The sequence below is a fragment of the Streptomyces sp. NPDC049040 genome, assembly GCF_043197715.1.
GTDB lineage: Bacteria > Actinomycetota > Actinomycetes > Streptomycetales > Streptomycetaceae > Actinacidiphila.
Window position 1 is genome coordinate 752,117 of sequence record NZ_JBICTO010000003.1, and the last position, 26,810, is coordinate 778,926.

The following is a 26,810-nucleotide window of genomic DNA, read 5'->3' on the forward strand; positions in this document are numbered from 1 at the left end:
TCACCGGCACGTTGCCGCCAGGTCACGGTCGGGGGACATCAGCCGGCCTGCCCACCGGGGCTGAACAGGCCTTTCGCGCTCGCCCGCTGGAGCCTGGCGCCCTCCGGATCGCCCATCCGGTCGAGGAGGTCGGCGAGCCGCATCAGCAGTGCCGCCTCCAGCCGGGTGTCCGCCGCCTGCCGCGCCCAGTACAGGGCGTCGCGGCAACTGCGCACCGCGTCCTCGGGGCGGCCGGCGAACTCCTGCGCGCGGGCCGACTCGGCCAGCGCGCGGGCCTGCGCCGGCAGGTCGCCGAGCCGCCTGCTGATGCCGGCCGACGTCCGCCACTCGCGCAGCGCGGCCCCGTACTGGCCGGTGTACGTCAGCAGGGTGGCGATCCTGCCGTGCAGCCTGGCCTGGTCGGCGAGTTCGCCGCCCGCCTGGCGCAGGGCCAGCGCCCGGCCGTACCAGTCGAAGGCCCGGCCGGGGTCGTGCCGCTCCAGGTACGTGCCGCCGAGCGCCTCGAGGACCCGGCCCTCCGCCTGCCGGTCGTCGCAGCCGCGGGCGGCGGCCAGGGCGACCCGGTAGCGGTCCAGGGCGCGATCGGTGCGGCCCGCGCCCGCGTCCAGGTCGCCGAGGTTGATCAGGGCTGCGGCCTGCTCGCGCAGCAGCCCGCGGCGCTCGGCCACGTCCAGCACCAGGGAGTGCAGTTCGTAGCGCTCCGCGGCCATCGAGTCCCCGCCGGGGAAGGCGGCGAGCGCCCTGACCAGGGCGGCCACCAGACGGCGGGCGAGCGTGTCCAGCTCACCGTCCGCGACCGCGGAGCGGGCCGCGGCGAGCAGCGCGGGCAGCCGTGACTCCAGCCAGCCGGCCGCCGCGGCGGCGGTGTCGAACCGCAGGGGGCGCGGTGTGCCCTCCTCGACCGGCTCGCCGGCCAGCGCCGCCCGGCAGGACAGCAGCAGCCGCACGGTCCGCTCCAGCATCCTTGCGCGGGCCAGCCGGACGTCCTCCGGGCGGTCGGCGGCGGCCGACAGCCCGGCCAGCATCGGTTCGAGGCACCCGGGCACCCGGTACTGCGGCGCACCGCCCGCCAGCAGCCCGCCCCGCACGAAGTCGTCGAGCGTCCCCTGCGCGGCCTCCACCGGGCACCCGGCGAGCGCGGACGCCCCCTGCGCGTCCACCACGCCGGCCGGCGCCAGCACGAGCAGCCGCAGCATCCTGGCCGCGGCGGCCGGCAGCGAGTCGTACACCATCCGGAAGGCCCGTACGAGCTCGCCCGGCGGGGGCGGCGGCGCGGCCTCGCCCGTGCCGGGCGGCGGGATGAGGGGGGCCGCCGGGATCTCCCGCAGGCGGGTCGCGGTGTCGGCGAAGGACAGCCCGGGGTGCGCGGCGAGCCAGGCGGCGGTCAGCCGCAGCGCGGTGGGATGGCCCGCGAGCTCCTGGACCAGCGTCTCGGCGCCGCGCGGGTCGCAGCCGACCCGGGTGGCGCCGACCGTCGCGGACAGCAGGTCGACGGCGGCCGGCGTGTCGAGCCCGCCGAGCGTGCAGGGGCGTACGTCGGGGACGCCGGACAGCGGGCCGCCCGAGGTGGCCACGACCAGGCTGTCCACGGCCTCGGGCAGCAGCGCGGCCAGCTGGGCCGCCTGCACCACGTCGTCGAGTACCAGCAGCAGGCGCCGCCCCGCCGTCGCGTCCCGCAGCTCGGCGGCTCCCGGTGGCAGCGCCCGCAGCAGCCCGCGGGCGACCTGCTCGACCGGTACGGGCGTGCCCTCGGCGCTGGTCAGCCGGACGAAGTAGCGGCCGTCGGGGTAGCGGTCGGCCACCTCGGCCGCGAGCCGCAGCGCGAGCGCGGTCCGCCCGGTGCCCGGGCGCCCGGCCACCAGCAGCACCCGCGCGGCGGTCCGCGCGCCGCCGAGTCCGGCCCTGCCGATCTCCGCGAGCAGCTCGGCCAGCTCCCGTTCCCGCCCGACGAAGTCACCCGGCGGGGCCGGAAGCACGATGACCCCGCCGTCCCCCGGGCGGGCCCGGTCCTCGCCCGGCCCTGCCGGGGCCGGCCTGCCGCCCTGCCCACTGTCGGCGCTCCCCCGCTGCCCCGCCGGGATGCCGGGGGGCGGGCCGGGGCGCGGGGCAGGGGGTTCAGAGTGGAGGGACTGGTCTGTCACGGGCCACGCTCCCGGCTGGGTCGGTCCTGGTCGCCGTGTCGGCACGGCGCCGCCGTTGCCGCTACGGCGACGAGCGTAGTTGACGCGGGCGCCGCGGGAACCGCGCCCACAAGACCGGTCCGCACGCGGCGCCGTGGACGGCCTGCCCGGCCGCCGGTGGCGCCGCGCGCGGGGCGAGCGGCGCGCGGGTCAGGCGGTGAACGGCCGGGCGGGCCAGGGGGACTCGGCCGGGCGGAGGGCCTCGACGCCGTCGCCCGCGAGCACGGCCTGCAGCGCGAAGGCGCCGACGACCAGGCAGTTGTTGTGGAGTTCGCCGGCCAGGGCGCCGCGCACCAGGTCGGCGAGCGGGACCCGGGCGAGCTCCATGTCGGCTTCCTCGTCGGCGACCTCGAAACGCTCGCCCTCGGCCTCCGAGACACCGCGGGCCAGGAAGATGCGCACGGCTTCGTCGCTGCCGCCGGGCGAGGTGTAGACGTCGGTGAGGACCCGCCAGTCCTCCGCCTTGACGTGCGCCTCCTCGTACAGCTCGCGCTGCGCGGCGTGCAGCGGGTTCTCGCCGGGGATGTCGAGCAGTCCCGCCGGGATCTCCCAGAGCCGGTGCCGCACCGGGTGCCGGTACTGCCGCAGCACCAGCACCCGCTCCTCGTCGTCGAGGGCCAGGACGGCCACCGACCCCGGGTGGACCTGGAAGTCGCGGGTGGCCGTGCCCCCTTCCGGCATCACCACCTCGTCCGTGCGGACGCTGGTCTTCTTGCCGGTGAAGGGGGTGGTGGTGGCCGTGACCCGCCACTCCTCCGGGGTGTCCTCGATCATGCTGCGCCTTCCGGGAAAGGGACGGGACGGATACGTGCGTCAGGCGGCGTGCGGGCGTCAGGCGGTACGGCGCTCCACGGCGGCCTTCACCAGGCCGGCGAACAGCGGGTGCGGCCGGGTCGGGCGCGACTTCAGCTCGGGGTGCGCCTGGGTCGCCACCAGGTAGGGGTGCACCTCGCGCGGGTACTCGACGTACTCGACCAGCTTGTTGTCGGGGGAGGTGCCGGAGAAGACCAGGCCCGCCGTCTTCTCCAGGTCCGCGCGGTAGGTGTTGTTGACCTCGTAGCGGTGGCGGTGCCGCTCCTCCACGTAGGGCTGGTCGCCGTAGACCTCGCGGACGATGGAGCCCTCGGCGAGCTTGGCCGGGTAGGTGCCGAGCCGCATCGTGCCGCCGAGGTCGCCCTTGCCGCCGACGATGTCGAGCTGCTCGGCCATGGTGGAGATCACCGGGTGGGCGGTCGCCGGGTCGAACTCGGTGGAGTTCGCGTCGGTGATGCCGGCCAGGTTGCGGGCCGCCTCGATGACGATGCACTGCAGGCCCAGGCACAGTCCGAGCAGCGGGATGCGCTGCTCGCGGGCGAAGGTGATCGCGGCGACCTTGCCCTCGACACCGCGGTCGCCGAAGCCGCCGGGCACGCACACCGCGTCCACGTCGCCGAGCTGCTCAGCGGCGCCTGCCGGGGTCCTGCACGCGTCGGAGGTGACCCACTTGATGTGGACCTTGGCGTTGTTGGCGAAGCCGCCGGCCCGCAGCGCCTCGGTGACCGAAAGGTAGGCGTCGGGCAGGTCGATGTACTTGCCGACCAGGGCGATCCTCACCTCGTGGGCGGGCTGGTGCACGCGCCGCAGCAGATCGTCCCACTGCGCCCAGTCCACGTCGCGGAAGGGCAGGTCCAGCCGGCGGACGACGTAGGCGTCGAGGCCCTCGGTGTGCAGCACCTTGGGGATGTCGTAGATGGACGGCGCGTCGATCGCGGCGACGACCGCGTCCTCGTCGACGTCGCACATGAGGGAGATCTTCCGCTTGATCGCGGTCGGAACCTCGCGATCCGCTCGAAGCACGATCGCGTCGGGCTGGATGCCGATGTTCCGCAGCGCGGCGACCGAGTGCTGGGTCGGCTTGGTCTTCAGCTCGCCGGACGGGCCGATGTACGGCAGCAGCGAGATGTGCACGACGAAGACGTTGTCCCGGCCGACCTCGTGCCTGACCTGGCGGATCGACTCCAGGAACGGCAGCGACTCGATGTCGCCCACGGTGCCGCCGACCTCGGTGATGACCACGTCCACGTCGTCGGCGGCCATCCGCCGGATACGGGACTTGATCTCGTTGGTGATGTGCGGGATGACCTGCACGGTGTCGCCCAGGTACTCGCCGCGCCGCTCCTTGGCGATGACCGTCGAGTAGATCTGCCCCGTGGTGACGTTCGCAGAACCGGCCAGGTTCACATCGAGGAAGCGCTCGTAGTGGCCGATGTCGAGGTCGGTCTCCGCGCCGTCTTCTGTGACGAAGACCTCACCGTGCTGGAACGGGTTCATGGTGCCCGGGTCCACGTTCAGATACGGGTCGAGCTTCTGCATGGTGACCCGCAGGCCGCGTGCCTTGAGCAGCGCTCCGAGACTGGACGCTGTCAGTCCCTTGCCGAGCGAGGAGGCCACACCACCGGTGACGAAGATGTGCTTGGTCGTCGTGGATTTCGGCGCAATTGCCAAGAGGGGGCTCCCGTGGTCGCGAGGTGAGTCGGGACGGAGCTCGTCGGGGGAGCGCCGTCGCGGCGGTTCAGTGGTTCAGCCCACCGGCCCACGGGCTACCAGGGTATCAGCGGTGCCGGGCCGCCATGGCAGGCGGCACGTGCGCGCAGCGGCTTTTCGCCCCCCGCGGCCCGCCGCCCGGCGGGTGCCAAGGGTGTCCCCCGCGGGTACTGCGGTCGTCTCGGGAGGGTACGTCCGGTGTGCCGGGACTGCACCCGACCGGCCCAGCGAAGATCGCCGGGACGCGCACACCGGCCCACCCGGACGACGTATCCTTCACGGACGCATTGATGCGAGCCGGCCGGCACGGCACCATCCCGCCCGCTCCCGGATCATGAGCTCGTCGAATATCCCCAGACCGCAAGACCGTCCCAGTCTCATGGGGCGGCGCCGTCGTTCGACTGGAGTTGCACGTGGCCGGGCGTATCGAGGACTACGCACTCATCGGTGATATGCAGACCGCCGCACTGGTCTGCCGGGACGGCACGGTCGACTGGCTGTGCCTGCCCCGGTTCGACTCGCCCGCGGTCTTCGCAGGGCTGCTGGGTACCGAGCAGCACGGTTTCTGGCGTCTCGGCCCCGCCCATCCCGGGAACCCGCAGCCGCCGGCGGCGACACGCCGCCGCTACCGCGGCGACTCGCTCGTACTGGAGTCCGAGTGGGACACGCCGCGCGGCACGGTCCGTGTCATCGACTTCATGCCGCCGCGTGACGGCGCGCCCCAGGTGATCCGGATCGTGGAGGGGGTCAGCGGCCGGGTGCCGATGTGCTCCTCGCTGCGGATGCGGTTCGCCTACGGCCAGGTCGTGCCCTGGGTGCACAAGGTCGGCGACCGCACGGTGGCGGTCGCCGGGCCCGACTCGGTATGGCTGGACACCGAGGTCGAGACGCACGGCAGGGACCTGACGACGTATTCCGAGTTCACCGTCGCGCCCGGCGACCGGGTCGCCTTCACCATCAGCTGGGAGCCCTCGCACAAGCCGCAGCCCTCGCTGCCCGACCCGGAGGGGTCGCTGACCGCGACCGAGGACTTCTGGCGGGACTGGGTCGCGCAGTGCACGTACACCGGGCCCTACCGCGAGGCCGTGGTCCGCTCGCTGATCACCCTCAAAGCGCTGACGTACGGTCCGACCGGCGGCATCGTCGCCGCGCCGACGACATCGTTGCCCGAGGACATCGGCGGGGTCCGCAACTGGGACTACCGCTTCACCTGGCTGCGGGACGCCGCGATCACCCTGTCGTCGCTGCTGCGCACCGGCTACCGCGAGGAGGCGCAGGCCTGGCGCGAGTGGCTGCTGCGGGCGGTGGCGGGCGACCCGGAGAACCTGCAGATCATGTACGGCATCGCCGGCGAGCGCGAGCTCGGCGAGAACGAGCTGCACTGGCTGCCCGGCTACGAGGGCTCCACCCCGGTCCGCATCGGCAACGGCGCCGCCCACCAGCTCCAGCTGGACGTCTACGGCGAGGTCACCGAGGCCCTGCACCTCGGCCACATGACCGGCCTGGCCCGCAACGACTACGCCAGCCTGCTCCAGCTCAAGCTGATCCGCTATCTGGAGAAGCACTGGAACGAGCCGGACGAGGGCATCTGGGAGGTACGCGGCCCGCGCCGGCACTTCGTGCACTCCAAGGTGATGGCCTGGGTCGCGGTGGACCGCACGGTCAAGCTCATCGAGTCCGGCGAGGTCGACGGCCCGCTCGAGCGGCTCAAGGACCTGCGCGACGAGATCCACTACGACGTGTGCGAGAAGGGCTACGACCGGGAGCGGAACACCTTCACCCAGTCCTACGGCTCGCGCGAGCTGGACGCCTCGCTGCTGCTGATCCCGCAGATGGGCTTCCTGCCGCCGGACGACAAGCGGGTCATCGGCACCATCGAGGCGATCCAGCGGGAGCTGTCCACCGAGGACGGCTTCGTGCTGCGCTACCCGACCTCCAGCACGGACACCAGCGGCGACGACAACCTCGACGGGCTGCCGGGCGACGAGGGCGCCTTCCTCGCCTGCTCCTTCTGGCTCGCCGACGACCTGGCCATGATCGGCCGGGTGGAGGAGGCACGGCGGCTGTTCGAGAAGCTGCTCGCGCTGCGCAACGACCTGGGGCTGCTCGCCGAGGAGTGGGACCCGCGGCGGCAGCGCCAGGTGGGCAACTTCCCGCAGGCCTTCAGCCACGTCCCGCTGATCGACACCGCACTGCGGCTCACCGCCGCCGGAGCCTTCCGGGCGTGACGCCCGGGCGGGGGGATCGGGCAGCGGCCCGTCCCCCCGCCGCCCGCGGCGGCCTCCCGGTCCCCGCCGCCGCTCCGGGCTTCGTCAGCGGCCGTCGCGTCCGCCCGCGAGCGATCCGCCCATCGGGAAGGGCAGCGCCTTCTGGTGCCTGCCCAGCGACCGCCGGATGGCGTTGACCAGCCGCACCTGCGCGCGGGCCGGCGCCCGGCCGGCCTGCGCGAACTCCTCCGCGCTCAGCGGATGAAGCAAGGGGTCCCTCGCCGGGTCCCGTGCCGTCTTGTCGAGGAAGGTGCCGACGGCCCTGCCGAAGTCGTCGATCTCCGCCGCCACATCCGCGGGGGCGACGAGACTGGCCCTGGTCAGTGCCGCGCTCCACTCGCCCCAGTCGTAGTCCCAGCCGCGCCGGTCGGCGTGCGCCCGGCTGATCTCCATCGTGAACTTGGCATAGTGGCCGATCAGTTCCTGATACGCGATGAGCTGCCTGTCGCGCAGCCACTGGCGATCCTGCGCACGGTACGTCACGACGCCCCCGACCAGGACCCCCGCCGTGGCGCACAGGGCGCCCGCGGCCGTTGTCACCAGTGCTTCCAGCACCCACGCCCCCCCGCCCTCGCCGTCCTTCTGATTCCGGCGATAGGAACGTAGTGCCACCCGGCCTACGGTGCCAATGCCCCGCCCCGGGGCGCGGCACAGCCCGACGGGTTCAGCGCTGGGTCAGCTCGTCGTAGACGCTGAGGACCTGGGCGACGGTGTCGTCCTCGGTGGGCCAGGTGGCCGCCTGGGCGCGGCCCGCGATGGACAGGGCGGCCCTGCGGTCGGGGTCGGCGAGCAGGCCGGTGACCGCTGCGGCCAGCGCGCGCGGGTCGCCGTAGGGGACCAGGACGGCGGCGTCGCCGACCAGTTCCCGCATCCCGCCCACGTCGGTGGCGACCAGCGGCACCCCCGCGTGCAGCGCCTCCTGCGCCATCAGCGCGCGGGCCTCCCAGCGGCTGGGCAGCACCACGAGGTCGGCCGCGGCCAGCAGCTCCGGGACGTCGTCCCGGGTGCCGAGCAGCAGCACGGGCAGCCGGTCCGCCTCGATCCGGCGTTCCAGCTCGGCCCGCTGCCCGCCCTCGCCCGCGACGGCCACCAGCGGCGCCGGGACGAGCGAGGACCACCGGGCGGCCGCGTCCAGCAGCAGGTCGTAGCCCTGCCGCGGTTCGAGCCTGCCCACCGCGAGCAGCAGCGGGCGGTCGACGGCCCCGTGATCGGCCCTGGTCTTCTGACGCCGGCGCTCGCCCTCCTCCGGCGGCAGCGGCGGCCGACCCGGCGGGCGCGGCACGGCGGCGGGCGCCAGCCGCACGTCCTTGCCGCCGAGACCGCGGGCCCGGTCGACGAGTTCCGACGACACGGCGAGTACGACGGTGGCGCCGCGCACCGCCCGGCGCTCCAGCCAGCGCAGCAGCAGGCCGCGGCCGCCGGCCGGAGGGGCGCCGCCGTGCCAGGTGACGACCAGCGGGATGCCGCGGCCGCCGAGCGCGACGGCGGCGAGGAAGCCGGCCCACAGGCCGTGCGCGTGCACCACGCCCGCCCCCTTGAAGGCGGCACGCAGCGCGCCGACCACCGGTGCGTCGGCCGCCGTGGCACGGTGGCGGCCCAGGTCGACGGGGACGTAGCGGGCACCGGTCGAGCCGAAGGCGTAGTGCGCCTCGGCCGCCACCGGGCCGCACACGGTGACCTCGACACCTCTCGCCGCCAGGCCGCCGACCAGCGAGCTGACATGCGCTCCCGCCGTCGTGCCCAGCACGTGCACGGCGTGCAGCTGCCCTGTGAAGGGGTCGGACGTGCTGCTCACGCGGGGTACTGCTCCTGACTCGGGCCTTGTCTGCGGCGGGTGCGGCCTGTCCAGGATGCCAGGCCGCGCAAGGGGCGGGGCAGCCGCGGGGGCGGTCCGACCGGCTCACCCGCGTCCCGGATCACCCATACGGGTGTGCCACCCGCCCCCAGGAGTCAACGTGCCGTACCCCTGGGGCACTCCACAACCACCCCGCGGTGGGGATCCGGTCGCCCACGGCGGTCACGGCGACCAGCGCCGCCGCGTGCAGCAGCAGCCCGGCCCTGCCGTTCGCGACGGCGGTCGCGGCGCCCAGTGCCGCGCCCAGCGCGTGGGCGCCGGCGTCGCCGAGCATCGTCCGCTCGCTCACGTCGTCACGCAGCACCGCGGCCGCCGCGCCGACCGGGGCGGCGGCAAGCAGGGCCGCGGGGCCGCGGCGCAGCAGGCCCGGGGCGCCGAGCGCGATCACCGCCTTGGCGGCGCGGCCGGGACGCACGCCCACGAGGTTCACCGCGTGGGCGGTGCCGGCGATCACCACGCCGGCCAGCACCCGGTCGACCGGGTGCACCTTGAGCAGCGCCCCGGCGGCGAGGCCGGCGGCGCCGATGCCGAACAGCTTCACCGCGCCCGGGGTGAAGCGGAGCTCACGCAACGCCCTCATGTGCGTGCCGAAGCCGCGTTCCGCGGGCGAGCCGTGCTGGTCGTCGTACGCCCCGCAGGCCGCTGCCGCCAGCGCCGCGCCGACAGCGGCGAGACGGGTGCGCAGCGTCAGGCCGCGTGCCGCGGCCACGGCGGTGGCCGCACCGGCCGCGGCGGCCAGCCCGCCGTAGAGCTCGACACCGCGGCCCGCGTAATTCGTACGCCGCCACATCCGCGGCTCGACCGGCGGGCTCCGCCGCAGCTGCGCGTACGCGGCCCGGGTGGCCCCGGCCGCGGCCAGCCCGACGGACAGCCGCCCACTCTGTGCCTTCACGCCCACTCCCCCGCTCCCCCCTGCCCACCCTGCCCACCCCCGCCGCCCCCCAACCACGGGCCCCCACCACTGACGACCCCCGCGCCCACCCCCAGGGGCCCACCCTCTGCGGCAGACGGCACCCTGGAGGGGGCCGCCTGGGGGTACCCCAGGCGAAGCCCCGGGGAGAACGGCGCGAGCAACCACCACCCGGCGCCCCGGAAACGACAGCAGCCCACCCACCGAGCCGGTGACACCCCCGCACCCTCAAAGGGCTCACCCTCGGCGGCAGACGACACCCCCAAGGGGCGCCTCGGGGTACCCCCACCCGAGGCGCCGGGGGAGAACGGCGCGAGCAACCACCCGCCCACCCGACGCCCCGGAAACAACCACCAACACCCCCACCGGGGCCGGCGACACCCCGCACCACCACGGGGCTCACCCCCCGCGGCAGACGGCACCCTGGAAGGGGCGCGAGCAACCACCCACCGGCCGGCAGCCCGGAAACGACACCAGCAGCCACACCGAGCCGGTGACACCCCGCAGAACCTCGCGGGCTGCCCCGCGAGCGAACCGCAGGCTATTGCGAGGAGCGGGCCGTGGCCAGCAACTCCTCGGCATGGGCCCGAGCCAGCTCGGAATCCTCCTGGCCCGCAAGCATGCGGGACAGTTCGCGGACGCGATCCTCACCCTCCAGGACGGTGACACCGCTGCGGGTGACAGACCCGTCACTCGTCTTCTCGACGAGCAGCTGCCGGTCGGCGAATGCCGCGACCTGCGGAAGGTGGGTGACCACCACGACCTGGGCGCTGCGCGCGAGCCGCGCGAGGCGCCGCCCGACCTCGACCGCGGCCTTGCCGCCGACCCCGGCGTCCACCTCGTCGAACAGGTACGTGGGCACCGGGTCGGATCCGGCGAAGACCACCTCGACCGCGAGCATCACCCGGGACAGCTCACCCCCTGAGGCCCCCTTCGCGATCGGCCGGGCAGGGCTGCCGGGGTGCGGGGCGAGCAGCAGCTCGACCTCGTCCGCACCGGCCGGGCCGTACGCGACGGCCCGCCCGTCGATCTCGATGCCGGATTCGGCGTCGGCCTCCGGGACCTCCGTCTGCCGGATGGCGACGGTGACCCGGGCGTGCGGCATGGCCAGCTCGGCCAGCTCGGCGGTGACGGCGGTGGCGAAGCGGTCCGCCGCTTCGGTACGGAGGTCGGTGAGGTGCTGGCCCAGGCCGCTCAGCTCGGCGCGCAGCGCGTCCCGCTCGGCGGTGAGTTCGCCGATGCGGTCGTCGTCGCCTTCCAGCTCGGCGAGCCGCGCGGCGCTCTGCCCGGCCCAGGCGAGGACCGCGTCGATGTCGGTGCCGTATTTCCGTACCAGGTGCGCGAGGACGGCCCGGCGTTCCTCGACCGCGGCGAGCCGCAGCGGATCGGCGTCGAGGTTGTCGGCGTAGCCGGCGAGTTCGCCTGCCACGTCACCGAGCAGGATGCCGATCTCGCCCAGCCGGGCGGCGAGCGCGGCCAGCTCCTGGTCGTGGGCGGCGACGGAGTCCAGCGCACGCTGGGCGCCGGCGACGAGCGTGCCGGCCTCCACTCCCTCGGGGTCCTCGGGGTTTCCCGCCAGTGCGGCGTGCGCGAGGGTCGCGGCGGACGCGAGCGCTTCGGCGTGCCCGAGGCGTTCCGCCTCTGCCGAGAGTTCGGCGTCCTCCCCCGGCTGGGGTTCGGCGGCGGAGACCTCCTCGACGCCGAAGCGCAGCAGGTCGGCTTCCTGGGCGCGTTCCCTGGCCCTGGTGGTCAGCTCGGTGAGCTCCGAGGCGATCTCGCGCAGCCTGCGGTAGGCGGCCCCGTACTTCTCCAGTGCCACGACCACGACGTGCCCGGCGTAGCGGTCGAGCGCCTCGCGCTGCCTGGCCGGCCGCAGCAGGCCCTGCTGGTCGGTCTGGCCGTGGACGGCGACCAGGTCGTCGGCGAGTTCGGCGAGCAGCCCGACCGGGACGGTACGCCCGCCGAGGTGCGCCCGGGAGCGGCCCTCGGCCGACACCGTGCGGCTGATCAGCAGCGCACCGTCGTCGAGCTCGGCTCCCGCCTCCTGCGCACGGATCGCGGCACGCGCGTCCGGCGCCATCGTTATCCGGCCCTCGACGACCGCGGAGCCCGCGCCGATCCGCACCAGGGCAGGGTCGGCCCGGCCGCCCAGCAGCAGGCCGAGGCTGGTCACGACCATGGTCTTGCCCGCACCGGTCTCGCCGGTCACCGCCGTGAAGCCGGGTGACAGCTCCACCACGGCGTCCTCGATGACTCCCAGCGACCGGATCCGCATTTCCTCCAACACGGATACGACCATACGAGGTTTCCCGGCCCCGGCGCGACGCCCGCCCCCCGGCAATGGTCTTTCGCTCAGCAGTGCGTCACGAGGGAGCGCCGCGCCAGCCGGCCACCGGGAGGGCGAACTTCGCCACCAGGCGGTCGGTGAAGGAGGCGTGGTGCAGCCGGGCCAGCCGGACGGGAACAGCCCCCCGCCTGACCTCGACCCTGGCCCCTGCGGGCAGTTCGACCGTACGGCGGCCGTCGCACCACAGCACCCCGTTGGGTGTCTGCGGCTGCACCTCGACGGCGAGCACCGACCGCGGCGAGGTCACCAGCGGTTTGGCGAACAGCGCGTGCGCGCTGATCGGGACCATGAGCAGTGCCTCGACCTCCGGCCAGACGACGGGGCCGCCGGCGGAGAAGGCGTAGGCGGTGGATCCTGTCGGGGTCGCGCAGACCACGCCGTCGCCGCCGAAGCGGGACACCGGGCGGCCGTCGACCTCGGTGACGACTTCGAGCAGGCGTTCCCTGGACGCCTTCTCCACCGACGCCTCGTTGAGCGCCCAGTCGGTGTGCACGACGCGGCCGTCGTTGCGGACGAGGACGTCGAGGGTCATCCGCTCCTCGACCTCGTACTCCCGGGTGACGACCCGGTCCACGACCTTGTCGAGGTCGTCCCGCTCGGCCTCCGCGAGGAAGCCGACCCGGCCGAGGTTGACGCCGAGCAGCGGCACACCGGAGGCACGGGCGAACTCGGCGCCGCGCAGCAGCGTCCCGTCCCCGCCCAGCACGATGATCAGCTCGCAGCCCTCGACGGCCGCGGGCCCGGCCTCCGCGACCTGCTCCACGGACTCGGGCAGCGGCAGGTCGGCTGCCTCGTCGGCGAGCAGGCGCACACCGATACCGCACCGCAACAGGCCTTGGACGACCCGCTCGGCACTGCGGATCGCGGCGGCCCTGCCGGTGTGGGCCAACAGGAAGACGGTACGGTCCTGCACGTCGCTCTTGATGGTCACCGGTTCGGCCCCTCCGCCACAGCACGGTCGACATCGGCCGGGTCCAACGCGGGCGCACCGGCGCGCAGCCACAGAAAATATTCCACGTTCCCCGAAGGCCCGGGAAGCGGGCTCGCCGTGACTCCGAGCACCCCGAGGCCCAGCTCCGCCGCCTGCCCGGCGACCTTCGTCACGCATTCGGCCCGCAACTGCGGGCTGCGGACCACCCCGCCGCTGCCGAGCCGCTCCCTGCCCACCTCGAACTGCGGTTTGACCATCAGGACCAGGTCGGCGTCCGGCCCCGCGCAGCGCACCAGGGCGGGCAGCACCAGGCCGAGCGGGATGAACGACAGGTCGCCGACGACCAGGTCGACGGGATTGCCGTCGATGTGGTCGAGCGTCAGCTCCCGTACGTTCGTGCGGTCCTTGACGACGACCCTCGGGTCGCTCTGGAGCGACCAGGCAAGCTGTCCGTAGCCGACGTCGACCGCGACCACCTGCGCCGCGCCCGCACGCAGCAGCACATCGGTGAAGCCGCCGGTGGAGGCGCCCGCGTCCAGCGCCCTGCGGCCCTCGACGGCCAGCCCGAGGGGCTGGAAGGCGGCCAGCGCGCCGGCCAGCTTGTGGCCGCCGCGCGACACGTAGTCGGGATCGTCCCCGCCTTCGGCCACCACCAAAGCGGCCGACGTCTCCACCTGGGTCGCGGGCTTGGTGGCGGTCGCCCCGCCCACGGTCACCCGGCCCGCGGCGATCAACTGGCTTGCGTGCTCACGGGAGCGCGCGAGTTTCCGGCGCACCAGCTCGGCGTCGAGTCGGCGTCGTGCCACTGCCACGTACGGTTCAGCTCCTGTTCTCGTCCAGCGCGGCGAGCGCGTCCCGCAGCCCGCTGTGCACATCCTCGTACACCTCGATGTGCGACTGCGTCGGCATTTCGTCGGCGTCGGCGAGGCGGCCGATCGCCGCGTCGACGTCAGCATTCCCCGTCGGGGCGACGGTCACCCCCAGCGGCTCCGGCCGTATCGGGGTGTCGTCTGCGGCCGCAGGCGGCTCACCGTACGCGCCGGGCTCGGCGGCCGCTTCACTCATTGCCGTTCGCCTCGGCAGACCCGGTCTTCTTCGCCACGGCCTTCTTCGCCGGGGAGGCGTCGGCAGCCTTCTTGGCGGGGGCCTTCTTCGCCGCCGCCTTCTTCACGGCGGAAGAGTCGGCCGTCGCCTTCTTCACCGCGGGAGCATCGGCAGCTGCCTTCCGCACCGCCGAGGCGTCGGCGGACTTCTTGGCCGGGGCCTTCTTCGCGACCGGAGCGGCGTCGGCAGTCTTCTTCACCGCAGGGATATCGGCCGCGGCCTTCTTGGCCGGAGCAGCCCTCTTCGCGACCGGAGCGTCGGCGGCGGTCTTCTTCGCCGCAGGGGTATCGGCCGCGGCCTTCTTGGCCGGGGCGGCCCTCTTCGCGACCGGAGCGGCGTCGGCAGTCTTCTTCACCGCAGGGGTATCGGCAGCGGTCTTCTTGGCCGGGGCGGCCCTCTTCGCGACCGGAGCGTCGACGGAAGGCTGGATCGGCGCGGGAGCGTCGGTGGCGGCCTTCTTCGCCGGGGCGCGCTTCGTGGCGGTCTTCTTGGCGCCGGGCGTGGTGACCCGGGTGGGGTTCGCGGTCGGCGTGGCCGGCGTCGGTGCGGGTGCGCCCATACCCGCGGTTGCGGTCGACTTCCGGGCCGCCGCCGCCGTCTTCCGGGTCGCCGTGGTCCTGTGGGCGGCCGCCGACTTGGTGGTGGTGGCCTTCTTCGCCGCAGCCGACTTACGTGCCGCCGGCGCCTTCTTGGCCGCGGCGGCGGCCTTCTTCGCGGGCGCGGCGGCCTTCTTCCCGGCGGGCGCGGCGGACTTCTTGGCCGGCGCGGCCTTCTTCGCCGGCGGGGCGGTCTTCTTCGCGCCCGCCGCCTCCTTGGCGGCGGCCCTGCGCGCCGCCGCGGGCGGCTCGGCGTCGACGCGTACGTGCTGCACCGGCGGTGCGGGCTCGCGCGGCGGTGCCTTGGGCGCCGCGGTACGGCCACCGGCACCCGCCTCGGCACCCTCCTCCGTTTCGGTCGACTCCAGGTTGCGGATGCGGCGTTCGAGGGTCTCCAGCACGACGCCGACCTTCGTCACCTCGTCCGCGACCCGGCCGACGCGGCCCATCGCCTTGTCGACTTCCTCACGGATCAGTCCGAGGAGGAGGTCGCGGTTGGCCCGTCCGGTGGCCATCAGCTCGTCGGCGAGGGTCTGAACCTCCGCCGGGATGGACGAACCGATCTTCCGCTGGACGGCATCGACGTCGATCCCGGTCTGGTCGAGCAGCTCCCTGGCCGCGTCGACCGTACGGCGGCGGGTGGCCTCGGTCAGGCCGCCCGCGATCTGCAGACAGGTACGCAGCGCGTCCCGCATCGCTTTCACTCCTCGCCTCGCCCGTTGACTCGTCGTTCACCCGGCGGACCGCAGCGCGGACCACCGTGGTCATGACGCTACCGCCTTCGGCCGCCGCGGCCCGTTGACCCTGCCCTGCGGTACCGTCGTCCGGACGTACCGTTCAACCCGGAGAGACCGCGCAGATGGCCACCATCGAGGAGTGCCGCACCGCACTCGACCACCTGTCCCTGAGCATGGCGCGGGCGGAGGGCGACGTCCGTTCGGGCCTCGCCTTCGACCGGTCGCTGAGCTGCCGGATCACCGATCTGGACATCACTTTCGTGGGCCGGCTCGCGGATGGCACGATCACCGATGTGGTCGCCGTGCCGGGCGCGCCGTCCGAGAAGGCGCAGATCCGGCTGGCGATGTCGGGGGACGACCTGGTCGCGATGGTCGGCGGTGAGCTGAGCTTCGCCAAGGCGTGGGGCAGCGGGCGGGTCAAGGTGCAGGGCGGGCTGCGGGACGTGTTGCGGCTGCGCTCGCTGCTGTGAGGGCGGCCTGCGGGCCGTTCCCCCGGACCGTCGCGGGCCTGGCGGTCCGGCGCGCCGCAGGTATCACGAGCGGTGTGCCGCTCTCCGGGTCCTCGATGATCCGGCAGCGCACCCCGAAGACCCGTTCGACCATTTCCGCGGTGATGATGTCGCCGGGCGGGCCCTCCGCCTCGATCCGCCCGTCGCGCATGGCGATCAGGTGGGTGGCGTAGCGCGCGGCCTGGTTGAGGTCGTGCAGTACGGCGACGAGGGTGCGCCCGCCCTCCTCGTGCAGCCCAGCGCACAGGTCGAGGACGTCGATCTGGTGCTGGATGTCCAGGTACGTGGTCGGCTCGTCGAGCAGCAGCAGCGGTGTCTGCTGGGCCAGGGCCATGGCGATCCACACCCGCTGCCGCTGGCCGCCGGACAGTTCGTCGACCTGGCGGTCGGCCAGCTCCGCGACACCGGTGGCGGCCATCGCCTCGCCGACGACCCGCTCGTCCTGCGCCGACCACTGCCGCAGCAGGCCCTGGTGCGGGTAGCGGCCGCGGGCCACCAGTGCGGCAACCGTGATGCCGTCGGGCGCGACCGAGCTCTGGGGGAGCAGTCCCAGGGTCCTGGCGACCGACTTGGCCGGCAGGCTGCCGATCGCCCGCCCGTCCAGCAGCACCCTGCCCTGCGTGGGCTTGAGCAGCCGGGCCAGCGCGCGCAGCAATGTCGACTTGCCGCAGGCGTTGGGTCCGACGACGACGGTGAAGGAGTGGTCGGGTATGTCGACACTCAGCCGCTCCGCGATGATCCGCTGGTCGTATCCGAGGGTCACCCCGTCGGCCCGCAGGCGTGGTCCCTCGGTCGATGTGTCGGCATTGCGGCTGGTCATGGCGGTGCTCCCGGGAGGGTCGTTCGGTGGAGATGTCGTCACGTCGATGTGCCGCCACGGCCGCTGCCGCGGCGCGCCGGTGCCGGTGCCGGTGCGGGGGACGGTTCCGCGGGGGCCGGTTCCGCGGGGGCTCATATCCTGCCCGCCCGGCGCTCGCTGACCAGGAGCCAGAGCAGGTAGCCGCCGCCGAGCACGCCGGTGGCCACCCCGACGGGCACCTGCCCGGATCCGAACACCCGTTGCGCCGCCAGGTCGGCGAGCACCAGCAAGGCGGCGCCCATCACGGCGGACGGCAGCAGTCCGACGCCGGGCGACCGGGTCAGCCGGCGGGCGAGCTGGGGCGCGGTGAGGGCGATGAAGGCGACGGGTCCCGCGGCGGCGGTCGCGGCGGCGGTGAGCAGGACCGCGGACAGGACAGCGATCAGCCGGACCCGTTCGACGCGCACCCCGAGGGCGCTGGCCGCGTCGTCGCCCATCTCGGTGATACGCAACGCCCTGCCCTGTCCGAGCAGTACGGGCATCAGGACCGCGCAGACGGCCAGCAGCGGCCACACCTGGTCCCAGTCCCGGCCGTCGAGGGAGCCGGTGATCCAGACGACGGCCCTGGCGACGTCCACCAGGTTCGCCTTCACCAGCAGGTAGCTGTTGACCGCGGCGAGCACCGCCGAGGCGCCGATGCCGACCAGCACGAGACGGTAGCCCTGCACCCCGCGCTTCCACGCCAGCGCGTAGACGGCGAGTCCTGTGAGCAGGCCGCCGGCCACCGCGCCCGCGGCGACCTCGTACGACGAGCCGTGCAGCAGGACGATCACGACGAGCGCGCCTGCCGCGGAGCCCTGGCCGAAGCCGATGACGTCGGGGCTGCCCAGCGGGTTCCGCGCGACGGTCTGGAAGGCGGCGCCCGCCATGCCGAGGGCGGCCCCGACCAGCAGTGCCACCACGACCCGGGGCAGCCGCAGCTGACGGACGATGAACTCCTGGCCGGCGGTGCCGTGGCCGGTGAGCGTGCGCAGCACGTCGGCCGGGGCGATGGTGTAGTCGCCGGTGCCGACGAGCACCACGGCGGCGGCGAGCGCGACGAGGAGCAGTCCGGTGCCGACCGCGGCGGACCGCCGGTCGAACCGCAGCGACAGCCCGCCGCGGGCGGTGCGTACGACGGTGCCGCGCGGCACGGTGGTCCCCGCGGTCCGGCCACGGGTCGTGTCGCTGGTCGTGTCGCTGGTCGTGAAGCGGGTCACAGCTCCGCCATCCTTCTGCGGCGCACCAGCGCGATGAAGACCGGGCCGCCGATGACGGCGGTGACGATGCCGACCTGGAGTTCCGCCGGCCGGGTGAGCAGCCGGCCCAGCACGTCGGAGCCGAGCAGCAGTACGGGCGAGAGCACCGCGGCGTAGGGCAGGATCCAGCGCATGTCGGGGCCCGTGATGCCGCGTACGACGTGCGGGACCATCAGGCCGATGAAGACGATCGGCCCGCAGGCCGCGGTGGCCGCCCCGCACAGCAGGGTGATGGCGGCCATCACCAGCACCCGGGTCGACGTCAGCCGGGCGCCGAGGCCGCGGGCGGTGTCGTCGCCGAGCGCGATGGCGTTGAGCGGGCGGGCAGTCGCCATCGCCAGCAGGGCGCCGGCCAGCAGGAAGGGCGCGATCCTGCGCACGGTCGCCATGTCGGCGGAGGCCAGCGAGCCGACCTGCCAGAAGCGCATCCGGTCGAGGGCCACGCTGTCGGTGAGCTGCACGGCGCTGCTCCAGCCCTGGAGCAGCGCGGTGACCGCGGTCCCGGCGAGCGCGAGGCGTACGGGCGTGGCGGACCTGCTGCCGCCGACCACGTAGACCAGCACCGAGACGACGGCGGCCCCGGCCAGCGCGAACCACACCCAGGCGGCGGGCGAGCTGACGCCGAGGAAGCTGATGGCGGTGACGACGGCCGCGGCGGCGCCCGCGTTGACGCCGAGCAGGCCGGGGTCGGCGAGCGGATTTCGGGTGAGGGCCTGCATGGCCGCGCCCGCGACCCCGAGGGCGGCGCCGACCATCAGGCCGAGCAGGGTGCGGGGCAGCCGCAGTTTGCGTATCACCACGTCGTCGTCGGTGCCGGCGTAGTGGAACAGCCCGTGCCAGACCTGGTCGAGCGGGACGTCCTTGGCGCCGATCGCGATGCTCGCCACGGCGACGGCGAGCAGCAGCCCCGTGGCGGCCAGCAGTCCCGCGGCCCGTGCGGTGTTCGTACGGGCCGGGGGGCCGGACGACGGCGGGGCGGGTTCGCCTGCGGGCTTGCGCGCGGCGGGGGCAGGTGGGGAGTCGTGGTCAACCAGCACGATGGTTAGGTTAGCCTAACCTCGCTATCTCCCCTCCAAGCAGAGCGGCGCTCCACCATGAACTCCTCCCGTTTCCCCGCCATGTCCGGAATGTCCCGCCGAGGCGTGCTCGCCGCCGGCGGCGCCCTCGGTGCCGGCGCCCTGCTCGCCGCCTGCGGCGGCTCCGGCTCGGACTCGGACTCCGAGGCCGCCCCCGCCGGCGCGAAGCCGTCCGCCGGACCCTTCTCCTTCACCGACGACCGCAAGACCACGGTGAAGCTCGGTCGCACGCCCGCCGACCTGGTCGCCTACATCGGCTCCGCCGCGGCGCTGCACGACTACGGGGTCGAGTGCACCGGCGTCTTCGGCCCCACCAAGCTCAAGGACGGCTCCCCCGACGCGCAGGCCGGCGACCTCGACGTGGGCAAGGTCACCGTGATCGGCAACGTCTGGGGCGAGTTCAACATCGAGAAGTACGCCGCGCTCGCCCCCGGCCTGCTCATCAGCCACATGTACGACCCCAAGTCCCTCTGGTACGTGCCCGAGCAGAGCACCGCGAAGATCCTCGGCATCGCCCCCAGCGCCGGCATCAACGTGGCGGGCGTCCCGCTCACCACGCCCCTGCAGCGCTACGCCGAACTCGCCGAAGCCCTCGGCGCCGACATGCGGTCCACCGCCAACGCCGCCGCCAAGGCCCGCTTCGAGACCGCGTCGGCCGGCCTGCGCGCCGCGGCCAAGGCCTCAGGCGGCATCACGGTGATGGCCACCTCCGCCAGCGCCGAGTCCTTCTACGTCTCCACCCCGTCGTCCGCCGCCGACCTGACGTACTACAAGAGCCTCGGCGTCGACTTCATCGTCCCCGACAAGGTCGAAGGCGGCTTCTTCGAGACCCTCAGCTGGGAGAACGCCGGCAAGTACAAGGCCGACGTCATCATGCTCGACAACCGCTCGGCCACCATCCAGCCGAAGGACCTGACCGGGCGGCCCACCTGGACGCAGCTGCCCGCCGTCAAGGCAGGGCAGATATACGGCTGGCCCAGCGAGCCGATCTTCTCCTACGCCAAGTGCGCCGACCAGCTCGAAGCCCTCACCAAGGCGATCGCCGGTGCGAAGAAGGTGAGCTGACGCCGTGCCGGAGCCCACCTACGACTTCTTCGACGTACACGTGCTGCGCACCCGGCGGCTGTCCGCCACGCTGCTGCGGGTCGTGCTCGGCGGGCCGGGGCTCTCCCGCGTCGTCAGCGGCGGGCGGGACCAGCGGCTCAAGCTCTTCCTGCCACAGGACGGGCAGGAACGGCCCATCCTGCCCGACGTCCTCGACATCGACTGGTACCCGCGCTGGCGCGCCCTCGACCCCGAAGTGCGCGGCGTCATGCGGACGTACACGGTTCGCGATGTGCGCAGCGAACCGGTCGAAGTCGACATCGACTTCGCCCTGCACGGCGACACCGGACCCGCCTCGCGGTGGGCGAACAGGGCCGTGCCCGGGGACAGGGTCACCCTCTTGGCGCCCGTCGTACCCGACAACGGCGGGGTCGACTTCCAGCCGCCGGACGGCACCGACTGGGTCCTGCTGTGCGCCGACGAGACGGCGCTGCCCGCGGTCGCCGGCATCCTGGAGTGGCTGCCGGCCGGCACCGTGGTCAAGGCCTGGGTGTCGGTCGGCGACCCCGGGGACCGCATCGCGCTCCCCACGAAGTGCCAGGCCGATGTCACCTGGGTGACCCGGCCCGCCGCCCTCCCCGAAGCCGTCGCCGCGGCCGACCTGCCGCCGGGCACGCCCTACGCCTGGCTGGCCGGCGAAGCCGCGCTCGTCCGCGACGTCAGGCGGCACCTCGTGGGGAGCCGCGGCTTCCCCCGGCCCGCGGTCGCCTTCGCCGGCTACTGGCGCCGGGGGAGCTCGGAGGACGCCCTGCTTTCGGTGACCTGAGCCCTCCCCCGGCCGCCCGGGGTGCGCGCGCTGTTCCTCGCGACCCCTCGGGGGGTGCCCCTTGCGGTGGCGCCGCTTGCGCCGCGCCGTCGTGGCTGCTCGCGCCGTTCCTCGCGCCCCTCAGGGGGTGCCGCTTGCGGTGGCGCTGCTTGTGCCGCGCCGTCGTGGTTCCTCGCGCCGTTCCTCGCACCCCTCAGGGGGTGCCACTTGCGGCCGCCGGCACACCTGCGGTTCGTCGTGGTTCCTCGCGCCGTTCCTCGCACCCCTCAGGGGGTGCCACTTGCGGCCGCCGGCACACCTGCGGTTCGTCGTGGTTCCTCGCACCCCTCAGGGGGTGCCACTTGCGGCCGCCGGCACACCTGCGGTTCGTCGTGGTTCCTCGCACCCCTCAGGGGGTGCCGCTTGCGGTGGCGCCGCTTGCGCCGCGCCGTCGTGGTTCCTCGCGCCCCTCAGGGGGTGCCCCCTCAGGCGGCGCTGCTTGTGTCGCGCCGTCGTGGCTGCTCGCGCCGTTCCTCGCACCCCTCAGGGGGTGCCCCTGCGGTGCGGTGGAGGTCAGAGGTTGAGGTGGGAGAGGGCCTTGGCCGGGTCGGGGGCGGGGGTGTCGTCGGTGCGGGACCAGGCGGCGCGGCAGAGGGCGCGGAGCCCGTCGAGGGGTTCGCCGGAACCGGTGAGCTCGAGAGCGGAGTCGGCGGTCCATCCGCCGCAGTGGGCCTGGGAGCCGTCCCAGGTGACGGGCGGGTGCGGGGTGAGCAGCCCCCGCAGGTCGGCCGCGACATAGGTCGGCCGGTGCTCCGGCGGCGCCGCGACCAGCTCGGCCGCGGTGGAGACCCCGGTCAGGACCAGCAGCGAGTCCACGCCCGAGGCGTTGGCCCCCTCGATGTCCGTGTCGAGCCGGTCCCCGACGACAAGGGGGCGCCGAGCCCCCGTCCTGAGCACCGTCTCCCGGTGCATCGGCGGCTGCGGCTTGCCCGCCACCTGCGGCTCGCGGCCGGTCGCGTACCGCACGGCCTGGACGGCGGCGCCGTTCCCCGGGGCGACCCCGCGTGCCGTGGGGATGGTGAGGTCGGTGTTGGACGCGAACCACGGCACCCCGGCGTTCACCGCGTGGGCCATCTCCGCGAGCTGCGACCAGCGCAGCTCGGGCCCGTAGCCCTGCACGGCCGCCGCCGGCCCGTCGTCCGCGGACTCCACCGGCTGGAGGCCGCGTTCGCGCAGCGCCGCGAAAAGGCCTTCGCCGCCCACCGCGAGGACCTTCGCCCCGGCCGGCACCTGGTCGGCGATGAGCCGGGCGACGGCCTGCGCGGAGGTGATGACGTCCTCGGTCTCTGCGGGCACGCCGAGCCGGCTGAGGTGTTCCGCGACGGCCTGCGGCGTACGCGCGGCGTTGTTGGTGACGTAGGCGAGCCGCATCCCGTCGGAACGGGCCGCGGTGAGCGAGTCCACCGCGTGGGCGATGGCGTCGCCGCCTGCGTAGACGACTCCGTCGAGGTCGAGCAGCGCCGTGTCGTACGCGGTGTCGAGCGGCTGCTCGCTGCCGCTCGGACTGGTCCGGTGGGTCATGGGCGGGCTCGCTCCTCGTAGGTCGACGTCATCTCGATCATCCCCCATCGCGGACGCCGGACGTACCATGCGCTGATGAGCACTCCCGGTCCCCACCCAGGACCCGATTCCGGAACCCACCCGGGTCCTGGCCGTGAGCAGGGCTTGCGCTTGGCCCCTTTCCGCGGCCTGCGGTATGTCGCGGAACGCGTCGGCAGCCTCGCGGCGGTCACCTCTCCGCCGTACGACGTCGTGGTCCGCCCCGACGGGCAGCGCCATCTGGAGACGGCCGACCCGTACAACGTGGTCCGCCTCATCCTCCCCGACGCCGAGACGCCCGCCGCACGGCACGGCAAGGCCGCCCGCACGCTCGCCGCATGGCGGGCCGAGGGCGTGCTGGCCGCCGACCCGCGGCCCGCCCTCTACGTCTACGAGCAGCGCGACGGGGACCACCTGCAACGCGGCGTCATCGGCGCGCTGCGGCTCACCCCGCCGGAGGACGGCGTGGTGCTGCCCCACGAGGACGTGATGCCGGGCCCGGTCGCCGACCGCGCGGCCCTGATGCGCGCCACCCGCGCCAACCTCGAACCCCTGCTGCTCGCCTACCGCGACGGCGACGCGACCGCGGCCCTCGTCGAAAGGACCGCGACCACCTGCGAGCCGCTGCTCGACACGACCACCGAGGACGGCGTCCACCACCGCCTGTGGTCGCTGACCGAGCCGGCCGAGATCGCCGCCATCGACGCCGATCTTGCGGGCCGCCAGGCACTGATCGCCGACGGCCACCACCGCTGGGCCACCTACCGCAGGCTCCAGGCCGCGCACCCGCCGGGCACCCCCTGGGACCACGGCCTCGTCCTGCTGGTCGACACCGCCCGACACCCGCTGCGGGTACGCGCCATCCACCGCGTCCTGCAACGCCTGCCGCTCGACCGCGCCCTCGACACCGCCCGCCCGTTCTTCCGGGTACGCGCGCTGCCCGGCCACACCCTCGACACCGCCTTGGACGTGCTCGCCGAGGCCGCGGCCGACGGCAACGCCTTCGTCCTGGCCGGCGACGGCGGCTTCCACCTCCTGGACCGGCCGGAGCCCGGCCCGCTCGACGCCCACGTCCCCACCGGGCGGCCGACGCCATGGCGGCGCCTGGACGCCACCGTCCTGCACACCCTGCTGCTCGACCACGTCTGGCGGATCCCCGACTCGCCCGACGACATCCGCTACATCCATGCGGCCGACGCCGCCGTCGAACAGGCCGAAAGGCACGCGGGTACGGCGGTCCTGATGCACCCGGTGCACGAACAGGTCGTCCTGGAACTCGCCCGGCAGGGCGTCATGATGCCGCGCAAGTCGACGTCCTTCGGCCCGAAGCCGGCCGGCGGACTGGTGATACGGAGCCTCGACCTGGACTGACCTGCACGGCACGCAAACGCAAAGAAGGGGAGGGAGGCACCCGCGAATCCGCGGGTGCCTCCCTCCCCTTGCCTCACCGATCCGGTCAGTCCTTCTCGCCCGGCGCCGGCTCGCGGAACGGCGAGTCGAGGAAGGACGACGGGTCCGCCTCGTCGGTCAGATCGACGTCCTTGTCCCCGGCGGCGTCCGCAGCGGGCGCCTCCGAGTCGGTTTCGTCGTCGTCCTCGTCGTCTTCATCCTGGTCGTCGGCGCCATCGTCGTCCTGCTCGTCGATGTCGTCGGCATCCGCGTCGTCGGCCGTGTCGGAGGCGTCCGCGGCGCCGGACTTCTCCTCGTCCGCCACCTCGTCCTCGTCCGCGTCGTCGAAGGCGTCCACGAACTCCACGCCGTCCAGCTGCGCAAGGCGGTCGGACGCGTCGGTCGTACCGTTCTGGTCGGCCTCGAGCGCCTTCGCGAACCACTCGCGCGCCTCGGGCTCACGGTTCACCGCGAGCAGCGCGTCGGCGTACGCGTACCGCAGCCGCGCGGTCCACGGGTGCACGGCGTTGGACGCCAGCTCCGAGCTCTGGAGCGTCACGACCGCCGCTTCCGCCTGGCCCATGTCCTGCCTGGCGCCCGCGGCGACCAGGCGCATCTCGACCTGGCCCGCCTTGTCGAGCTTGTGCACCTCGGGCGCGCCCGCCATCTCCAGGGCGCGCTCCGGGCGGCCCAGGCCGCGCTCGCAGTCCGCCATCACCGGCCACAGGTCCACCGTGCCGGTCATCCGCCGGGTGGCGCGGAATTCGGCGAGCGCCTCGGCATAGCGCTCACTGGCGTACGAGGCGAAGCCCGCCGCCTCCCGTACGGCCGCCACGCGCGAGGCGAGCCGCAGCGCGATCCGCGAGTACGCGTACGCCTGCTCCGGCTCCTCGTCCAGCAGCCGGGCCACCATGACGAGGTTGCGCGCCACGTCGTCGGCGAGCGTCTTGGGCAGGCTCATCAGCTCCTGCCGCACGCTCGGGTCGATCTCGTGACCGGTGACCTCGTCGGGGATGGGCAGCCGGCGTACCGGCTCCCGCTCCTCGCGCCGGTCGTCCCGGCCGCCCCGGTTCTCGAACCGGCCGCGGCCCTCGACGGCGGGCCGCCGGCCGAAGCCGCGGTCGTCACGGGGACGGTCGTCGTCACGGCGCGGGCCGCGCGGGCGGTCGTCACGCCGGTCGTCGTAGCGCGGGCGATCGTCACGGGGGCGGTCGAAACGCGGCCTGTCATCACGCGACGGCCTGTCGTCACGCGGACGGTCGTCGCGGCGGAAGCCGCCACGGTCGTCCTCGCGGCGCGGCCCACGCGGGCGATCGTCACGCGGGCGGTCGAAACGCGGCCTGTCGTCACGGGACGGCCTGTCGTCACGCGGACGGTCGTAGCGCGGGCGGTCGTCACGGGGACGGTCGTCCCTCGGCCGGTCGTAGCCGGGACGGTCGTCGCGGGGACGGTCGTAACGGGGCCTGTCGTCACGCGGGCCGTTGAAGCGGGGCCGGTCGTCGCGGGGACGGTCGTCGCGGGGACCGTTGAAGCGCGGACGGTCACCACCGGGACGGTCGTCACGGCGGAAGCCGCCGCCGGCCGGGCGGTCGTCGCGGCGGAAACCGCCGCCGCTGCCGCCGGGACGGTCACCGTCACGACGCGGACCACGCGGACGGTCATCACGCCGGTCCTCGTAGCGCGGACGATCGTCACGGGGGCGGTCGAAACGCGGCCTGTCATCACGCGGGCGATCGTCGCGAGGACGGTCGTCACGCGGACGGTCATAGCGCGGTCGGTCGTCCCGCGGGCCGTTGAAGCGCGGACGGTCACCACCGGGACGGTCATCGCGGCGGAAGCCGCCGCCGGCCGGGCGGTCGTCGCGGCGGAAACCGCCGCCGCTGCCGCCGGGACGGTCACCGTCACGACGCGGACCACGCGGACGGTCATCACGCCGGTCATCGCGGGGCCTGTCGTCACGCGGGCCGTTGAAGCGCGGACGGTCACCACCGGGACGGTCGTCACGACGGAAACCACCGCCGCCGCCGCCACCGCCGGCCGGGCGGTCGTAGCGCGGGCGGTCGTTACCGCGGAAACCGCCACCGCCGCCACCGGGACGGTCGCCGTCACGACGGAAGCCGCCGCCACTGCCACCGGGACGGTCACCCTCACGACGCGGACCACGCGGACGGTCGTCACGCCGGTCGTCACGAGGACGATCGTCACGTCGGTCATCGCGGCGGAAACCGCCACCGCTGGGACGGTCGCCGTCCCTTCGCGGGCCACCACTGCGGTAACCCCCGCGGTCGCCACCGCCGTTCGGGCGCGAGTCCCGGCGTTCGGGACGCTCGGGCCGGTCTTCAGGCGAGTTGGACATCGACGTGACTCCTCGAATCGTGCTGCTGTAGTACAAGTCTCCCGTAATCACGGGGAAGCTGCGCTTTGTGTGCGCGCCATGCAAAAAGACCCCTGGTCCCAGCGCTTAGGCCAGGACCAGGGGTCTGGAAAGATTGTTCGGCGGTGTCCTACTCTCCCACAGGGTCCCCCCTGCAGTACCATCGGCGCTGAAAGGCTTAGCTTCCGGGTTCGGAATGTGACCGGGCGTTTCCCTAACGCTATGACCACCGAAACGCTATCGGGTACGCCCCACCGCGCAGGTGGGACATCGACAGAGTCCAAGCGAACAAGCACACTTTTCAGTTAAGTGAATCTGTTCAACCGGTGCGACTGTTCGCAACCCGGGAACCAAACAGTGGACGCGAGCAAATGAGGACAAGCCCTCGGCCTATTAGTACCGGTCAGCTCCACCCCTTACAGGGCTTCCACATCCGGCCTATCAACCCAGTCGTCTACTGGGAGCCT

The 26,810-nt window shown here is 73.9% G+C and carries 22 protein-coding genes and 2 rRNA genes; 5 read left to right on the top strand and 19 right to left on the bottom strand.

The window, feature by feature from the left end; all coding sequences use genetic code 11:
- Nucleotides 1–38 precede the first annotated feature (38 nt).
- The 3 genes from ACGFMP_RS12540 to ACGFMP_RS12550 form a co-directional block, all read right to left on the bottom strand.
- A complete protein-coding gene (locus ACGFMP_RS12540) occupies nucleotides 39–1,976 on the bottom strand; it encodes a tetratricopeptide repeat protein (RefSeq protein ID WP_393672099.1) in 1,938 nt (645 codons plus the stop codon).
- A 354-nt stretch (nucleotides 1,977–2,330) separates the two neighbouring features.
- Entirely contained in the window at nucleotides 2,331–2,954 is a 624-nt protein-coding gene (locus tag ACGFMP_RS12545; protein WP_393672100.1) for an NUDIX domain-containing protein, read from the bottom strand.
- A gap of 57 nt (nucleotides 2,955–3,011) precedes the next feature.
- The gene (locus ACGFMP_RS12550) at nucleotides 3,012–4,664 is read right to left on the bottom strand and encodes a CTP synthase (RefSeq protein ID WP_393672102.1); all 1,653 of its coding nucleotides are present in this window, start codon (nucleotides 4,662–4,664) and stop codon (nucleotides 3,012–3,014) included.
- Nucleotides 4,665–5,116: 452 nt separating this feature from the next.
- Between ACGFMP_RS12550 and ACGFMP_RS12555 the strand changes: the two genes are divergently transcribed.
- On the top strand, nucleotides 5,117–6,931 hold the full coding sequence (locus tag ACGFMP_RS12555; protein WP_393672103.1) for a glycoside hydrolase family 15 protein: 1,815 nt from the start codon (nucleotides 5,117–5,119) through the stop codon (nucleotides 6,929–6,931).
- Between the two features lie 84 nt (nucleotides 6,932–7,015).
- Here the strand turns inward: ACGFMP_RS12555 and ACGFMP_RS12560 are convergent, their stop codons facing one another.
- The 8 genes from ACGFMP_RS12560 to ACGFMP_RS12595 form a co-directional block, all read right to left on the bottom strand.
- Nucleotides 7,016–7,582, bottom strand: a complete 567-nt coding sequence (locus ACGFMP_RS12560) for a hypothetical protein (protein ID WP_393672105.1) — start codon at nucleotides 7,580–7,582, stop codon at nucleotides 7,016–7,018.
- A 52-nt stretch (nucleotides 7,583–7,634) separates the two neighbouring features.
- Nucleotides 7,635–8,765, bottom strand: a complete 1,131-nt coding sequence (locus tag ACGFMP_RS12565; protein WP_393672106.1) for a glycosyltransferase family 4 protein — start codon at nucleotides 8,763–8,765, stop codon at nucleotides 7,635–7,637.
- 121 nt (nucleotides 8,766–8,886) lie between these two features.
- The gene (locus ACGFMP_RS12570; RefSeq protein WP_393672107.1) at nucleotides 8,887–9,717 is read right to left on the bottom strand and encodes a hypothetical protein; all 831 of its coding nucleotides are present in this window, start codon (nucleotides 9,715–9,717) and stop codon (nucleotides 8,887–8,889) included.
- A 559-nt stretch (nucleotides 9,718–10,276) separates the two neighbouring features.
- Nucleotides 10,277–12,034: a DNA repair protein RecN gene (gene recN, locus ACGFMP_RS12575; RefSeq protein ID WP_393672108.1), complete on the bottom strand. Its 1,758-nt coding sequence runs from the start codon at nucleotides 12,032–12,034 to the stop codon at nucleotides 10,277–10,279.
- Nucleotides 12,035–12,098: 64 nt separating this feature from the next.
- On the bottom strand, nucleotides 12,099–12,995 hold the full coding sequence (locus ACGFMP_RS12580; RefSeq protein ID WP_393672167.1) for an NAD kinase: 897 nt from the start codon (nucleotides 12,993–12,995) through the stop codon (nucleotides 12,099–12,101).
- Nucleotides 12,996–13,009: 14 nt separating this feature from the next.
- Complete coding sequence (locus ACGFMP_RS12585; protein WP_393672168.1) at nucleotides 13,010–13,819, bottom strand: TlyA family RNA methyltransferase; 810 nt, start codon at nucleotides 13,817–13,819, stop codon at nucleotides 13,010–13,012.
- 13 nt (nucleotides 13,820–13,832) lie between these two features.
- Complete coding sequence (locus ACGFMP_RS12590; protein WP_393672109.1) at nucleotides 13,833–14,078, bottom strand: hypothetical protein; 246 nt, start codon at nucleotides 14,076–14,078, stop codon at nucleotides 13,833–13,835.
- Nucleotides 14,071–15,408 carry a hypothetical protein gene (locus tag ACGFMP_RS12595; protein WP_393672110.1) on the bottom strand — a complete coding sequence of 446 codons (1,338 nt, stop codon included), beginning with the start codon at nucleotides 15,406–15,408 and terminating at the stop codon, nucleotides 14,071–14,073. Before ACGFMP_RS12595 ends, ACGFMP_RS12590 begins: the two co-directional genes overlap by 8 nt.
- Nucleotides 15,409–15,572: 164 nt before the next feature.
- On the opposite strand from ACGFMP_RS12595, the gene ACGFMP_RS12600 reads away from it, so the two are divergent.
- Nucleotides 15,573–15,920 (top strand): SCP2 sterol-binding domain-containing protein, encoded by a 348-nt coding sequence (locus ACGFMP_RS12600; RefSeq protein WP_393672111.1) that lies wholly within the window; start codon nucleotides 15,573–15,575, stop codon nucleotides 15,918–15,920.
- Here ACGFMP_RS12600 and ACGFMP_RS12605 read toward each other — a convergent pair.
- From ACGFMP_RS12605 to ACGFMP_RS12615, 3 genes are all read right to left on the bottom strand, one after another.
- On the bottom strand, nucleotides 15,868–16,779 hold the full coding sequence (locus ACGFMP_RS12605; RefSeq protein WP_393672112.1) for an ABC transporter ATP-binding protein: 912 nt from the start codon (nucleotides 16,777–16,779) through the stop codon (nucleotides 15,868–15,870). The two genes, ACGFMP_RS12600 and ACGFMP_RS12605, sit on opposite strands and share 53 nt — an antisense overlap.
- Nucleotides 16,780–16,910: 131 nt before the next feature.
- Entirely contained in the window at nucleotides 16,911–18,017 is a 1,107-nt protein-coding gene (locus tag ACGFMP_RS12610; protein ID WP_393672113.1) for a FecCD family ABC transporter permease, read from the bottom strand.
- Nucleotides 18,014–19,096, bottom strand: a complete 1,083-nt coding sequence (locus ACGFMP_RS12615) for a FecCD family ABC transporter permease (RefSeq protein WP_393672169.1) — start codon at nucleotides 19,094–19,096, stop codon at nucleotides 18,014–18,016. Before ACGFMP_RS12615 ends, ACGFMP_RS12610 begins: the two co-directional genes overlap by 4 nt.
- Before the next feature lie 87 nt (nucleotides 19,097–19,183).
- Between ACGFMP_RS12615 and ACGFMP_RS12620 the strand changes: the two genes are divergently transcribed.
- A complete protein-coding gene (locus ACGFMP_RS12620; RefSeq protein ID WP_393672114.1) occupies nucleotides 19,184–20,197 on the top strand; it encodes an ABC transporter substrate-binding protein in 1,014 nt (337 codons plus the stop codon).
- Nucleotides 20,198–20,201: 4 nt separating this feature from the next.
- Nucleotides 20,202–21,002 (top strand): siderophore-interacting protein, encoded by an 801-nt coding sequence (locus ACGFMP_RS12625; RefSeq protein ID WP_393672115.1) that lies wholly within the window; start codon nucleotides 20,202–20,204, stop codon nucleotides 21,000–21,002.
- A 552-nt stretch (nucleotides 21,003–21,554) separates the two neighbouring features.
- Here the strand turns inward: ACGFMP_RS12625 and ACGFMP_RS12630 are convergent.
- Nucleotides 21,555–22,562, bottom strand: coding sequence for an HAD-IIA family hydrolase (locus ACGFMP_RS12630; protein ID WP_393672116.1), 1,008 nt, complete (start codon nucleotides 22,560–22,562; stop codon nucleotides 21,555–21,557).
- 75 nt (nucleotides 22,563–22,637) lie between these two features.
- Between ACGFMP_RS12630 and ACGFMP_RS12635 the strand changes: the two genes are divergently transcribed.
- Nucleotides 22,638–23,951 carry a DUF1015 domain-containing protein gene (locus tag ACGFMP_RS12635; RefSeq protein WP_393672117.1) on the top strand — a complete coding sequence of 438 codons (1,314 nt, stop codon included), beginning with the start codon at nucleotides 22,638–22,640 and terminating at the stop codon, nucleotides 23,949–23,951.
- An 85-nt stretch (nucleotides 23,952–24,036) separates the two neighbouring features.
- Here the strand turns inward: ACGFMP_RS12635 and ACGFMP_RS12640 are convergent, their stop codons facing one another.
- The 4 genes from ACGFMP_RS12640 to ACGFMP_RS12655 form a co-directional block, all read right to left on the bottom strand.
- Nucleotides 24,037–24,930, bottom strand: coding sequence for a hypothetical protein (locus tag ACGFMP_RS12640; protein WP_393672119.1), 894 nt, complete (start codon nucleotides 24,928–24,930; stop codon nucleotides 24,037–24,039).
- A complete protein-coding gene (locus ACGFMP_RS12645) occupies nucleotides 24,930–26,183 on the bottom strand; it encodes a hypothetical protein (protein ID WP_393672120.1) in 1,254 nt (417 codons plus the stop codon). Before ACGFMP_RS12645 ends, ACGFMP_RS12640 begins: the two co-directional genes overlap by 1 nt.
- A gap of 277 nt (nucleotides 26,184–26,460) precedes the next feature.
- Nucleotides 26,461–26,577: ribosomal RNA gene (rrf, locus tag ACGFMP_RS12650) — 5S ribosomal RNA — on the bottom strand.
- Between the two features lie 139 nt (nucleotides 26,578–26,716).
- Nucleotides 26,717–26,810, bottom strand: a 23S ribosomal RNA gene (locus tag ACGFMP_RS12655); the annotation flags it as partial.